Genomic DNA, 14,498 nt, shown 5'->3' on the forward strand with positions numbered 1-14,498 from the left:
GATTTAACTCATGCGAGCGACGAATCTTGAAGATTCCTGCTGTGGCCGGTGTGGTCGGCTTTTCCAATGAGTTCGCACGCCGGGTCTATCTCAGGGGCTGCTTTCTTGCACTAAGATCACCCGCGCTTCACGCAAAGTTTAGGATCCGCGGCGATCTCGCAAGCGTTCCCTATACTTCCTGAGGTTGCCCATCGAGATGCACATCGGCTGGTATAGACAACCAGTCGGGCTTTGTTTTTTCCCATACCGACATCGAAGGACTTGGGAAATTTGCGTCGCCAAACATCCCTGCGGCAATTGCCACCCACTCAGGTTTGAGGTCAGGAAGCAACCAGTAAACAGTGGAGCCGCACGCGGGGCAGAAGTAGAGCTCGACATCTCTGCCACCGTGTCCTTTGCGCAGGTAGCGCTTTGCCGAACCGGACGTCACTACATTGTTGCGCTTCCAATAGCCGCTGACGGAGACAATCGATCCGGTGCGACGCTGGCATTCTCCGCAGCAACAGGCAGCAACCAGTTCTGGCGCTCCAGTTGTCTGCACATTCAGCGCCCCACAGCAGCAGTGAGCAGTTCTATTGGAAGACATTCTTGAAGCTCTCATCCATTCGCATTAGAAGCTGGATAGTGGGCTGACATTTCAAACAGGCTACAATTTGCGGGAATACGGTGTCATATGTCGTAACAACGCCAACACTTGCCGGCGGGGTCAAAGCCGATCACTGAGCGATCGACCATGCCCCGGCACCGAAGAAGAAGCGCCTGCGACATCCGAAATAAAAGAGGCGCCCACTGAGGCGGCCTTACTTCTTTCCGATTGGCCTTCATAGCGGTCAATTTGACCGCCGAAAAAGGGATGCCAGAATCCCATAACCGATCCTGCCAGTGTGGCGCAGTCTTCAGCCGAACCGAGTCGATCGCGCCCTGTCGTCACATCGCCAGCTTCGAGTGCTCGATTTGCAGCCACGACGATCGCCTGGAACACAACTCGGGTACCGACAAATCGTTCGATCGCGGGCCGTTCGGGATGCCGGAGCAAGGCGGGAACATGATCTTGTCGGCTACCTCCCAGACACGCGGGCGACCCTCATCTTACGGGCTTTCTCGAAAACGTCATACATGTGCACATGGCTCCACCTTCCGACCGCCACCGGCGGCCGTCGTTCTCGTTTCCGAGTTCGATTAATCTGTCTGCGGCTCTCCTTTAGTCACCGTTACCGGCTTGGTCCTTTGTGTCCGCTTGTGTGTCGGGTATCGGTAAGGTCCCAGGCACAACACGAGAATGCTTGCCACGATGAGGCAGACGCCAAACCCGATCATCGCCGGCGCGTATGAATGAAGCCTCACGAAGGTGAAGCCGAGAATGGACGGTCCCAGTGCCGCGCCGGCTGCGAAAATCGCAAATAGGCAGCCGTAGATCAGACCGAAGCGGTTCAGCCCGAAATAGCGCGAAGTCATATAGCCCATCATGTCGACTTCGGTTCCGGACGCCAGCCCAAGTGAGATGATGCCGATCACGGGAACGATCGCATTTCCGAGCAGGTACATGCCGACACACGGCAGCACGAAGAGGAACGCGGCAGCATAGGGTGCAAAGATGTAGTCCACGAGGAACCCGGCCAAGATTCGACCCACCATCGTCGACAAGCCGACGGCGGCCAGTAATGCTGCAGCGGCCGCCGGTGAATAACCATGATCGGTCAGTAGTGGAACGGTATGCACAACCATGCCGTTCACGACCGTCGATACCAGCAGGATAGCCGCGCCCAACATCCAGAACTTGGCGCTTGTCAACGCCTCGTTGATGTCCAAGCCCGGAAGGATTTCGACCGGTGCGAGGCTGTCCAAATCGACAAGATGCGCACTTCCGGTGACGCCTTCGGTCGGTTCGCGGATAAGAAAGACAACGCTTGGCAGCGCGATCAACAGCAGCAGGGCAGCCAATCCGACGTAAGCGTAGCGCCAGCCGAATTCACTAATCAGATACTGTGTGTATTCGGGAACTAGCGCGCCGCCAAGGCCTATGCCCGCCACCGCAATACCGAGCGCAAGGCCGCGCTTGTCGTCAAACCAGCCCGAAATGCACTTGACGTAACCCAGAGGCCCCTGTCCCGCGCCGAACAGTCCGGTTGCAGCCATCAGAACGGTAAACACCGCAATTGAGGACTGAGTTAGCGCGAGTGCGCCGACGCTTGCAGCGAAAAGCAAGATAACGGGAATAAGGACGCGCTTCACGCCCCACCGGTCCATCATGATCCCTGTGACGGGTGTGGCGAGCCCAGAGAACACGGCGCCCACGCCGCTTGCGGCAGATAGCTGCGCCCGATCCCATCCAAACTCGACCCCCAGCGGCTTTATGAAGAGGCCAAACGTGAAAAGCGTTATGGGCGCCTGTGCAACCAGCATCGCCATCGTGGCGCCGAATACGATCCACCAAGGATTGGAAAACAGCCTCCGATCAGCCGCGGGCACAGGCAAGCTCCACCATTTTTGAGAACTCATGTTTTTGCTTTTTTTTGTGAGCGACGAACGCCGGACTAACGCCTCCGAGCCACCGTCAGTCTGGCATCACGCCCGGGCAGGTATCTTCGCTACCTCGATTTCGCCAGTTTGCGCCATGTGCAGATCGCGAACCGAAGACATCGTGGTGGAACCTTCGCGAACTTTCGAGGTCGCTACGTTCAGTTCGACATATCCCTGTTTCTTGTAACGGATCATTATCGTTCTGCGTATGGACTCTCTGCCGGAGACACCGGCACTCAGAACTAAAGAATAAAGCTAAGCTTCCCGTGTGGCCGTAGTGTTTCCATGTCCAGAATCGCACGCCGCTCCTTGAGCAGTAGACCCGACGGTCCCCGCACCAGAATGTGGACATAGCGGCCGACATATGTGACGGTCTCGTCGAGCTGAAAGCGCCAGACTGCGAAATTGGCTGTGACCGTCGTTTCAAAACCATTCGTCTCAAGAATGCGCGTGTTAGTCACAAGACGCCTTGTGCGGGACCGCGGGTTTTCCGCCCACACGGAACGCCCTTGCAACTGGTTGACCCGGGACTTCAGGCTCCTAATATCGTCCGCAATCAGGAAAAGCGCCTCACGATGGTCCGACGCCGGCTGGTCCGGCGATGGTATCAGATAGCGTGCATCCGGGGTCATTAGATCGAGCCAGTCGTTGAGCTTCCACTCGTCAAGAAGTGCGGCTTCCTTGACGAGAAATCGTTCGACTTCCTCGACCGCAACCGGCCTTGTTGCCAATACCGGCGAGAGGTCAGGTTTTGCTTCTCCTTGCATGGTGATGTTCCTATACTGCGGCCTGAAGGCCTTCCGCACGATCGGAACAATCGGTCAGTCCGCGTTTCCCTCGCATCAGCGCATGCCACCTTCGCCAAAACGCCCGCATCTGCAGTTCGTCGGTCGACGATGGCACTTCACGTCCCATGCCTCGAGAAATATCGGACCACTGCAATTCTTGGTTGGTCGCAAAGCCGCTCTGACAACCCTCCAAGGCTGCAACGTCGTCAGGTGTGGCAAAGCCGGCCGGCCCGAGAAACGACAGGAAATTTTCGTACCGTTTCTGGCGTAGTTCTTGCGACTCGCCCTTTGGCAGGAGCCCCCACGCGTCGACTTCCATATAGCCTGGCGAGATCGGATAGAACGTGCGAACCGTGCGCCATAACGAGACCAGAATAAGATTTGGGAAGATGAAGAGGTTGCGGTTGTAGTCCGCGATCTGGTGGGCGCGTTCCTTACCAAATTTCACGTCCAGTTCCCACCGGATTTCGGCGAGTTCTTCCTTGGCAAACACGGACAAAGGCGTCGGCCTCACTGGACCTTCGACCATCGAATGCCCGCCGCCACCCAGAGCCGCGCCGCGGGTCTGATTTGTCATCGCCGTCGGCGCAACCCAGCCCTCATTGCCCACTCCGATATCTGGCAGGTATTGACGAAAATAGCGATTGTGCGTCGACATCGCGTGGTAGACGTCGATGCTGTTTTCGACAAGCAGCTTCCAATTGGCCTTCATGCTGTAGGCTTGCGCACCCGGCACGATCTCGACCTCGTCACCGCCAAAATCGATCATGTAGTCAAGCTTTTCGCGTGTCTCCTCACCGAGATAAGTTTTGAGATCGGCAACCTGCGCGTCGAAGCAAACAAACATCATCCCGCGATAGCTTTCAAATCGAGGGACCTCTTTCAACCCCAGTTCCTTCTTATCGAAGGCCGGCGTATAGGACTCCTGACCGGGAACCCCGATCAACTCGCCCTGCGCGTTGAACGTCCAGGCGTGATAGAAGCAAGAAAATACCCGCGCCGAGCCTGATTTCTCTCGACACACCACGTTGCCGCGGTGCGTGCAGCTATTGAGAAATGCCTTCGGTTCGCCGATTTCAGATCGAACAATCAGAAGCCGCCGGCCTGCGACTTTGCGCGTGACGTAATCGCCGGGACTGCTGATTTCCGATTCATGACCGGCGTAAAGCCAACACCTATCGAAGATTTCCCGACGCTCGTAGTCCAGCACCGCGACGTCGGTGAAGGCGCGACGGTTGACGCGAAAAACTCCCCGCACTCGATCATCGATGATCAAATTGTCCAGTTCTTGATGTTCCATCGCTTGCTCCTTGTTGTGATGGCCGACCAGTAGGACTTCGATCGATGCGTGGAACGTCACCTTGTTGACGTGCCTGTTCTTGGCGACTCCAGCGGAGCAACCCGACGGAGAAGCTCGGCTGCAGATCAACCAAATTAGATTGAGGCTGGTTACACTTGGGTGGCAGTCTTGATACACGTGGTTACATCTGTAGCCGCGCATGGCAGGCGTCGACTTCCAGCGGTGAACGGCGATGATTGGTTCAGGTCGTCTCCAGACGCGGCACAACGCGATGCTCAAGTGTAAGCCCTCGACGCTTACACTCTCCACATGCTGAGAAATTGCGGGGTACGTGCCAAGTCAGAAGCCGATACAGACCGGCCTCAAGTAAAGCCCGCGCGTCGGTCAATGCGTTCCCGATGTATTCCGAGCACAACTTCGCGTCTTTAACACGAGCACAGCAAGAATGTTCAATCATCACCCTCCTCTAGTGCCTAACTAGCAGAGACCTGCAGAGACTCATCGACTAATAGGGAAGCGGGGAAGAAGAAAACGATGATGTTCGGAAGATCTTTATCGGCTGCGAAACGCGCGCACATGAACGTTATTCGGCAACTCAACAGCTTTGCCAACACCTTGTGCCGCGGCTGACACGTCCGTCGGCCGGTGCTGACCCACCAGACCGGGCGGCTCGGGCCGAGGTCCGCAGCCTCCAGGACGACTAAAGGAGATAGAGAGTTATGCGCAATTCAGCGGAAATTGATCAGGCCCTACGTCGCACCAGCGATGCTGGCGAGATTCCCGGGGTGGTAGCCACGGTCGGCACAAGCCGCGAGGTAATCTATCACGCTGCGTTCGGCAGGCGGGACTTGTCTAAGGACCAGCCGATGACGACCGACAGCGTGTTCTGGATCGCATCGATGACCAAGGCGATCACCGCGGCGGCGGCGATGCAACTTGTCGAACAGGAGAAGCTGTCACTCCATGAGCCGATCGGAAAGTTGTTGCCCGATCTTGCCAATCCACAGGTACTGGAGGGTTTTGGCGCCGACGGCGAACCAAAGCTGCGACCGGCCAGGACAGCGATCACACTACTGCAGCTGATGACCCACACCGCCGGCTTCTGTTATGACATGTGGAACGATAGCATGGCTACCTATCTCGAGAAGACCGGAACGCCGAGTATCACGACCTGCAAGCGCGCCGCCCTCAGGGTGCCGATCGTTGGCGATCCGGGCACTCGCTGGGAATACGGCACCAACATCGATTTTCTCGGCAAGGCGGTCGAGACCGCGAGCGGGCAAAGGTTGGACGCCTACCTACGTGACAACATGTTCGCGCCGCTCGAAATGAACGACACGGCGTTCAAGATTCGCGATTCGATGCGGACCCGCCTCGTGGGTATGCACGTCCGCGGCCCGGATGAATCATTGCGGCCGTTCCCCTTCGAGCTGGAGCAGGAGCCGGAATTCCACATGGGCGGCGGTGGACTATATGGGACCGCATCCGATTACCTCGCATTCGCCCGGATGATTTTGAACAAAGGGCGCAGCAACGGCCATCAGGTGCTCAAACCCGAAACGGTGGCGCTGATGAGCCAGAACCACATCGGCGACCTCAACATGACCAAGATGAAGACAGCTGCTCCGCCCTATAGCAACGACGTCGATTTCTATCCGGACATGCCGAAGAAATGGGGCCTCAGCTATATGATCAATACGGCGAAGACGCCGGAGGGGCGCAGCGCCGGAAGCCTGGCCTGGGCCGGGCTCGCCAACTCCTATTACTGGATCGATCCAGTGCGCGATATCGCCGGTGTGATCATGATGCAGGTCTTGCCGTTCGCCGACCGCAAGTGCCTCGATGTCTTCGCCGCCTTCGAGCGCGGCGTGTACTGCCATTGCAAGCCATCAGTGGATGAAAACGACGTCATAAACTTATGACGATCGGGAACGAACTTAAAACAGATAGAACGATGTTCGTTTGGATAGACGACCGCAATTCGCAAATTGCGTGCCTTGAGCAGTTTCCGCAAACGTATCGAAAACTAGTGGCTCTGCACAGTGATTTTGACAGGTTGGGTCCGGCGGTCAGATTAGCTCCGGCAGGAGTTTCGGATCAACGAGGACCTCGATGCTGCGAGGCGTCCTTGGCTGCCGTCTGATGAGGCGGGCGCGTTCCAGTGTCAGGACCATCTGGTGAACCGTAGGCGGGCTGACGCGGAAATATTCCTGCATGTCGGTTTCGGCCGGGGGCCTGCGATGCAGCCGGGTATAGAGGTGGATAAAAGCCAGATACTGCCCCTGCGTGGGCGTGAAGGGTTTTGTCGAAGGACTCACGCCGGCCATCCGATTCAGTTGTTCGTGCGTGCCTCGAACGAGGAGGCACGCCATGAATGTACGCTATCGGGTCGAACTCAGCCAAATCGAGCGCACCGAACTGAGGGCACTGCTCAGCGGCGGCAAGCATGCGTCCCGCAAGCTCAAGCGAGCGCAGATTTTGCTGGCCGCCGATGCCGAGACCAGCGACGAGGAGATCGCAAGGAGCGTCGGCGTGAGCGGCTCGACCGTGTACCGGACCAAGCGACGCTTCGTGGAAGGCAATCTGGAGCGGGCGCTGAGCGAAGAGCCGCGTCCCGGGGCGGAGCGCAAACTCACGGGCAAGGAAGAAGCCTTGCTGGTGGCGACAGCCTGCGCCAGTCCGCCAAGGGGCCGTGCCCGCTGGACGCTAAAGCTGCTGGCGGGTGCGATGGTCAAGCTCACCGAACACAAGAGCCTGTCGCACGAGACGGTTCGGCGGCGCCTGGCCGAGAATGCCCTCAAGCCCTGGCGCAAAGACATGTGGTGCATTCCGCAGGTCGACGGCGAATACGTCGCCCGCATGGAGGATGTGCTCGACCTCTATGCCGAGGCACCCGACTCCAGGCGGCCAGTGGTGTGCTTCGACGAAAGCCCGGTGCAACTCATCGGCGAAACGCGTCAGCCCATCCCGGCCAAGCCCGGCAGGCTCGAACGTTACGATTATGAGTATCGTCGCAATGGCACGGTCAATCTCTTCGTTCTCCTCGACGTGCATCGTCCCTGGCGCAAGGTCAAGGTCACCGAGCGGCGAGCGGCAAGGGATTACGCCCAATGCATGCGTGATCTCGTCGACATCCATTATCCCGACGCCGAGATCATCCGGGTCGTCCAGGACAATTTATCGACCCACTCCGCCGGCGCCCTCTATCAGGCGTTCCCGCCCGCCGAAGCCAGGCGGATTTTGCGACGGCTCGAGTTCCACTATACCCCAAAACACGCAAGCTGGCTCAACATGGTCGAGATCGAAATCGGCGTCCTGCGGGGCCAGTGCCTGGATCGCAGGATCGACGACCCTAAGCGACTGCGCCGCGAAATCACCGCCTGGGAACGACAACGAAATGCCGCCCGCTCCCGCATCAAATGGATGTTCACAACAGACAAGGCTCGCGCCAAAATGGCTGGCGCCTACCCCGCCACTTCCAAAGAGTCATAATCCCTGTGACGAGGTACTAGGTGCGTTAGACAGTGGAAACGGTGGTAGCCGATCTCAGCAATAAGTCGGAGCTTGGCCTCGTTGGGGCCAAGTTGTGCACTGACGACGCCGGAGTTTACGCCTTCGGCGCACTCTTGCAGACGGATCCCGACAAGCCGGTAGGCGTACTGTTTCCCTGCTCGACGGGGCATGTTTGAGCCATAGAATTGTGGGCCGAAGCAGCGTATCAATAATGCGAGATCAACGGGGATGGCCACTCCTAGGTCGATTGGCGATGCTCCCAACTCCAAATGGAATTTGATCTTGGAGCGCGACTGTATCAGTCAGGATCGCTCAGTTTGGGAGCGCGTGCAGAAATACTTCGACCACCGCAGCGGAATTGTCAGAAGCCAAAGATTCGAGGGCATCCTCCGTATTTTCGCCGATATCGCCGCCCGCTAGATCAGACAAACCGCGGAAGGCTATAAAGGGGATGTGATTGGAATAGGCGACATGAGCGACAGCGGCGCTTTCATTGTCAACCGAGTTGGCCTTGAAGGTATCGTATATCCAGGTACGGAAATCGGCATTGTCAACGAAGGCCGGACCGGAGACGCCGGCGCCGCCGATGACGACACGAGGAGTGTGGCCGAGGCAGACATCTTTCTTGATGCAGGCTCTCAGTTCGATCTTCGCTGCCACCGAACGTGCCGCCTCCAGCATGGAGGGGTCGACATCAAACCAGAAACGCTTCTCCGGCTTGCTCTGACCTGGATGAGCAATCCCGACCGCATAGGGAAAGATCATGCCGTAGTTCGGCTTTGTCTTCCCGAGCCAGTCCGGCACCGACCAACCGGTCCCCGTTTTTCGCGCAAAGACAGATTCAAGATATTCGAACCAACGATCGGCAACGACGACATCCCCCGCTGAAAGGCTGGGATTGATGCCGCCGGCAATGCCCGAGAAGACAATGCGCGTGATCTTGAAATGATCGATGGCGCCCTGCGTCGTCATAGCAGCGTTGACCATCGAAACACCGCTGAGGAAGAGAACGACTTCTCTATTCTCGAGCTTGCCGATAATGTAAGTGGTATCCGCTATGATCTCCGTGCGAACCTCACTCATTGCGCTTTTAAGCGCGAGCCATTCTGGGCTGTATGCGCAAATGACGGCAATCCGCGGCGTGCGGTCAGTCTGTTTGGCGGAGGCTGCATAATCCATTAGCTGGCTGAGGAAAACAGCAACGATTGCCGCAAAACGCATGGCGCGTCTCCTATTCGGAGCGGTCAATCGATCTGATTTCAGCAATGGGGTGTTGTAATCTGTCGCGCGCCTGCTCTTCAAATTGACCTGCTGGTGGCAAGATGTCGACGCGCGCACGTTGTGCTCGAGCGGCGAGGCTTCGGCGTGAACCATAAGAGAGCGTTCCGGCTCTATCGAGAGGTAAGGCTTGTCGTGCGCCGTCGGGAGGGGCGAGCGAGTGGCCAAAGACCGTTGGAATGCCTTGTTGTTCGATCTCAGGCAGATCTTTTTCATGGAGCGCTCCGGGCAGACCCGAGACAGCTTGGAGCCCATCCATTACATCGGCGTCACTCCTCTCGGATAATGGGTTACGGTCGCAATAATCTTACAACCGACCGTTTGGGCCGTATCAATGCACTCTTCGACTGCACCAGTTCCGGGCGACGCTTGCCTCTAGCGCGCTCCGCGCAATTGCGGGAATTTTACATTTTAGATGCCGCTCTACGCGCTCATGATAAATTCTGATTGCTATGCGCTACCGATTACACCAGTGGGCTCACTACCGTTGCAATTGTTGTGTGATGGGCCTTTTCGGGCGAACGCAGGTACTGGTGGCTGGGCGCAAACCAAACTCGATGAACGCGTCGTGGTGAGAATCTTCCGGAGCGCGATCAATGCCGCGCACGGGTTTGGAGAGGTCACTTGCACGCCCCGCCGCACACATGGGCCAGCGGCATGTAATAGCTCCCCACTTCGACTTGGCTACACCCGTAGCGCGCATTCCCAAGCCGGTAGTCAAAGCGTAGCGCACTCCATCCAATTTATTCGCCCAAACCGCACGTACCGAATGACGGCAGTATGGACAATCCGAAAAAAAAGAAACCATGGAGAGCCCCGGTGATCGGCACACTAGCGGACGATCCTTCCAAAGAATTTGTCGTGCCTAGTCTCGCTGGCGAATCGAGGACAAAGCTGAAGTTCGGCGCTTTCCATCCACCGCACCATCCCGTCGGCGAGCATCCAACTCTACAGTTGCGCCGCGATTTAGATTTCGTCGTTCACCTGGATCGGCTTGGCTTTGACGAATTCTGGTGCGGAGAGCACCACTCCTCAGGATGGGGGACGATCGGCTCACCTGAGCTGTTTCTTGCGTCAGCGGGGGAGCGAACACAGCGCATTCGGCTGGGCACTGGTGTGGTATCGCTGCCTTATCATCATCCGTTCAACGTTGCTGAGCGTATTGTGCAACTCGATCACTTAACGAACGGCCGAGTCATCTTTGGAACGGGCCCCGGCGCGTCGCCGGCGGATGCGCGGACGTTTGGCATCGACCCGATCCTCCTTCGCAACCGACAGGATGATGCGCTCGGCGTAATCATTCGTCTGCTGCGTGGGGAACGGTTCAGTTATCGCAACGACTGGTTTATCCTGAATGATGCCCAACTGCAGCTTCTACCGCTACAGGAGTCGTTACCGATGGCGGCAGCCTCATCGATCAGCCCTTCAGGCATGCGGCTTGCCGGAAAATATGGAATGGGCGTGCTGTCGATCGCTTCGACCACGACCGAAGGCCTGCAGGCTCTGCCGCTCCAATGGTCGTTTGCCGAAAAGGCCGCGGCGAAGCATGGCCACACGGTCGACCGACGAAATTGGCGCGTACTTGTGGCCTTCCATCTGGCCGAGACGAAGGAACAGGCTGAACGGGAGGCGATCGACGGCCTTTGGTGGTGGCACAACGAGCTTAGAGTCCGTGTACTGGGATTGCCCGGCGCGACACGCATAGAAGATCCGAGACAACTTCTTGCCCAGGTCACCGGCGAGCGCGGTTCTGGTCTGGGTTCGACGGTGATAGGTACCCCAGATGCGATGATAAAGATGGTGCGCAGCCTCCAGAAGATAACCGGCGGTTTCGGCGTACTGCTTGGCTTCGTTCACGATTGGGCCAATCGCGAGGCTACGATGCGTTCGTGGGAATTGTTCGCACGCTATGTGGTGCCCGAATTGAACGGTCACACCCGAAATCTCAAGGCGTCGGCGGAGTATATGGCGCAGCATCGTTCGGAGCTTGTGAATGGCCTCGTTCAATCGGTGACGGCTGCCGTGGGAGAGGACGGCGTCGCGAAGGCGGCTCTCGCCATCACTCTGGGAAAATTGGGTGGTTCACAATGAAACCTAGTCGTCGTGGAGCGTCCAATATCGATGAAACGATCGGACAAGGCATCAAAAGCTGATGCCGGACGGCACGATTCAGATCAGGACGAGAATGTCGTTCTTCTTGCAATTATACCGGGGCGATGACCGGACCGAACTACGGCATGAGTTCTGGTTTGTGAAGCGCGACGTTTGTAATGCGGAAGGCTGCGGGCCGTGCAGGTGTCATCGATTGCGACGGCGACGTAAGTGCGAGGGAGCAAAGGCGGGGATCTTACGTTTCCTGCAGGATTGACCGCAGGCGCCGCGCCAAGTCAGCGAGGTGGAAAGGTTTCTCGATGATCGGAAACTCGGCTACCGCTTGATGTCGTTCCAAAACATCCCCCGCGTAGCCCGAGGTGAGCAGGATCTTGATGCCCTTGTTCAGCCGTCTCGCTTCGCCGGCAAGCTCAACGCCATTCATTCCGTTTGGCATTACGACATCGCTGAACAAGAGTTCAAATTCTTGACCACTCTCGAGCATCAGGATGGCCTCCGCACCATTCCGGGCGCAAACAATCCGATAGCCTAATTCGGTTAGTCTTGCCGATGTGACCTCCAGGATATCCTCATTGTCCTCGACCACAAGGATTCGCTCCGAACCTCCCGGGATGGCCTGCGTTTGGACGGTTTCCACCTCGGCATCAGGCATTTGTGTGGCCCTAGGTAGGTACAGTGCGACCGTGGTCCCCGCGCCAGGCGCGCTTTCGATAGCAATATGCCCGCCGGATTGTCGGACAAAGCCATAGACCATGCTGAGGCCGAGTCCGGTGCCCTTGCCGACCTCCTTGGTCGTGAAGAAGGGCTCAAAAACCCGATCGCGCACTTCGGATGGCATCCCGCAGCCCGAGTCCGTGACGGACACCCGTACATACGATCCGGGCAAACACCCGGCCACGGCTCCCTCGTCCAGATTGACGTTCCGGGTCTCGATTTTGAGTATGCCACCGTTTGGCATGGCATCGCGCCCATTCAGGGCGAGGTTAAGGAGAGCGGTCTCCAGCAGTGGCGGATCGATTTGGCACAGCCACAGTGGCTCATCGCTCCGCAGGATGACCTCGCATGCGCCTCCGACCGCTTGGCTGAGCAGCCCTTGGAATTCGGAAATCAGCTCGTTTGCGTTCACCAGTTTTGGGTTCAGCCTCTGTCGCCGGGAAAAGGCGAGAAGCTGCCCCGTCAACTTTGCTCCCCGAGCGACTGCACGCCGTGCAGCCGCGGCGAAATGCCGGGCCTTACCAATGTCTGCTGCATCCTCGATGAGTTCGAGGTTTCCGGAGACCACCATCAGCAGGTTGTTGAAGTCGTGCGCGACACCGCCAGTGAGCTGGCCGACCGACTCCATCTTCTGGCTCTGGTGGAGCTCCTCCTGCATCAGGCGGCGCGCCTCCAAGGCATGCTTGTGATCAGTGATGTCTCGAAGGAAGATTGCGAGACCTTGGCTTGAGGGGAACGCGTTGATCGCATACCAGATCTGGGTGCGTGGACAGAGCATTTCGACGAAGGCCGCGCGGTGCTCTGACGCCGCCTCCCGAATTTGTTTTACGACTTCCATGTCGGCAGCGACTGGGAAGGCTTCCGAAAGGGTCATGCCGATCAGGTCTCGGCCTTTGGCGACCTGTACCCAGGCCGGCCCGTTGAGATAGCTGATCCGCCAATCGCAATCGATGATGAGTACGCTGTCGGTCGTGCTCTCAAAGATTGTCGTGATCCGAGCCGCGGCTTCCTCGGCCTTTTCCTTCGCCTTGGACAATTCATGCTCGCGGTGCTCCAGTGCATCGGCCATGGAGTTGAACGCGTCGGCGACCCTGCCGATTTCGGATTTATCCAGGATGTTTACACGACGGGTATATTCGCCGAGCCGCCATTGGTTCGCGGCGTCGACCAGCTCGCCAAGCGGGCGATATATGAACCGTCGGGCACCTAACGATGTCAAAACCAACACCAGCGACGTGTTCAGGGCGATCAGGAGGATGTCGCGTTCCGTGTGATTTTTGATATCGGTGAAGGCCTGCGCCTTGTCGAGGCCAAAGCTGACAACAAGCCCCCCGGAATCAGCCTGCAGGGCCGAGTAACCTTCGATCCGCTCCACACCATCGACAGCGAGTATTTCGACCGCACCCCGCTCGTCCAGTTTCAAGTACTTCTCACCGGGCATCTTTGTGCCGACCAACTCGTCGTTATCGGGGTAGCGCGCGAGATAAGTACCGTTGCGGTCCGTGACGGCGAGCGCAGCTCCTTCCGGAACACCCTTTCGAGCGATGTGGTCAGCGAGCCAATCCAGGCCGAGGCCCGCTACGATGACGCCGCCCATCCGGTTATCGCTTCCATAAAACGGCAACACAAATTGAATGACCTTCCGGCCAGTTGACAGACCTGCTGAGAATTCTCCGACCGTGAAAACGCCGGTCCTCAAGACGTCCGCAAAATAGGCCCGGGCAGCGATCGTGAGCGGCCTATGGTCGCTGTTTGTATCGCAGAAGGACCGTCCATTCATGTCGGTGACAAGAAAAGTAACGAACGCCGGGAAACGCTGCCGCATTGCAGCTAGGTAAGCATTGCATGCTTGGCTGTCCCTCATCTTGATCGACGGGAGTTCTGACATTGCGATCAGGACTTGACGAATTCCCTGGACGATCTGCTGCTGTTCTGCCGCGGCGAGCTTAGCCAGGTTGAGCGCCTGATTCTGCACTTCGACTTGGCGCGCGCGGCGCAGGCCGAATTCATTGTACATTTGGATCGCGATCGTGGGCAGTAGCGCCACAGCCACCAGCACGAATAGGCGTGATAAGAGAGTCATTTTCCCAAGGCCCCAATCCCGTAACGTTCGCCCGTCGGGGGACGCCGAACTCGTCTCGATCGACGGAGAAGCGCTGTCGGCGATACGCCCGACAATCATCCTGACGGCGCGATAGGAACGTCGCGTAGGTGCTGATCTATCCCGTGCCAAACTTTACGCCATCAGACTCGGAATAAGTAGGCGCGGTGTG

10 protein-coding genes are annotated in these 14,498 nt (G+C 57.8%); 3 read left to right on the forward strand and 7 right to left on the reverse strand.

All coding sequences use genetic code 11. The features are described from left to right. Positions 1-169: 169 nt before the first annotated feature. From AB7245_RS36860 to AB7245_RS36880, 5 genes are all read right to left on the reverse strand, one after another. Positions 170-586, reverse strand: coding sequence for a GFA family protein (locus AB7245_RS36860; protein WP_187387937.1), 417 nt, complete (start codon positions 584-586; stop codon positions 170-172). 593 nt (positions 587-1,179) lie between these two features. Further along, the gene (locus tag AB7245_RS36865) at positions 1,180-2,499 is read right to left on the reverse strand and encodes an MFS transporter (RefSeq protein WP_354102275.1); all 1,320 of its coding nucleotides are present in this window, start codon (positions 2,497-2,499) and stop codon (positions 1,180-1,182) included. Between the two features lie 66 nt (positions 2,500-2,565). Beyond that, a complete protein-coding gene (locus tag AB7245_RS36870; protein ID WP_187387936.1) occupies positions 2,566-2,715 on the reverse strand; it encodes a hypothetical protein in 150 nt (49 codons plus the stop codon). Between the two features lie 47 nt (positions 2,716-2,762). Further along, complete coding sequence (locus AB7245_RS36875; protein WP_063986112.1) at positions 2,763-3,287, reverse strand: aromatic-ring-hydroxylating dioxygenase subunit beta; 525 nt, start codon at positions 3,285-3,287, stop codon at positions 2,763-2,765. A 10-nt stretch (positions 3,288-3,297) separates the two neighbouring features. After that, on the reverse strand, positions 3,298-4,608 hold the full coding sequence (locus tag AB7245_RS36880; RefSeq protein WP_063986111.1) for an aromatic ring-hydroxylating oxygenase subunit alpha: 1,311 nt from the start codon (positions 4,606-4,608) through the stop codon (positions 3,298-3,300). Between the two features lie 719 nt (positions 4,609-5,327). Between AB7245_RS36880 and AB7245_RS36885 the strand changes: the two genes are divergently transcribed. Both AB7245_RS36885 and AB7245_RS36890 read left to right on the forward strand, forming a co-directional pair. Beyond that, a complete protein-coding gene (locus AB7245_RS36885; protein WP_063981282.1) occupies positions 5,328-6,530 on the forward strand; it encodes a serine hydrolase domain-containing protein in 1,203 nt (400 codons plus the stop codon). Positions 6,531-6,978: 448 nt separating this feature from the next. Then, positions 6,979-8,100: an IS630 family transposase gene (locus AB7245_RS36890; protein ID WP_063981152.1), complete on the forward strand. Its 1,122-nt coding sequence runs from the start codon at positions 6,979-6,981 to the stop codon at positions 8,098-8,100. A gap of 333 nt (positions 8,101-8,433) precedes the next feature. Here the strand turns inward: AB7245_RS36890 and AB7245_RS36895 are convergent, their stop codons facing one another. Beyond that, on the reverse strand, positions 8,434-9,495 hold the full coding sequence (locus AB7245_RS36895; protein ID WP_354102276.1) for a 5'-methylthioadenosine/S-adenosylhomocysteine nucleosidase: 1,062 nt from the start codon (positions 9,493-9,495) through the stop codon (positions 8,434-8,436). Positions 9,496-10,179: 684 nt separating this feature from the next. Between AB7245_RS36895 and AB7245_RS36900 the strand changes: the two genes are divergently transcribed. Then, entirely contained in the window at positions 10,180-11,490 is a 1,311-nt protein-coding gene (locus AB7245_RS36900; protein ID WP_354102277.1) for an LLM class flavin-dependent oxidoreductase, read from the forward strand. A 256-nt stretch (positions 11,491-11,746) separates the two neighbouring features. On the opposite strand, the gene AB7245_RS36905 is transcribed toward AB7245_RS36900, so the two are convergent. Beyond that, entirely contained in the window at positions 11,747-14,308 is a 2,562-nt protein-coding gene (locus tag AB7245_RS36905; protein ID WP_439035529.1) for an ATP-binding protein, read from the reverse strand. Positions 14,309-14,498 lie beyond the last annotated feature (190 nt).

The organism is Bradyrhizobium sp. 604_D8_N2_3, assembly GCF_051810765.1.
Classification (GTDB): domain Bacteria; phylum Pseudomonadota; class Alphaproteobacteria; order Rhizobiales; family Xanthobacteraceae; genus Bradyrhizobium; species Bradyrhizobium barranii.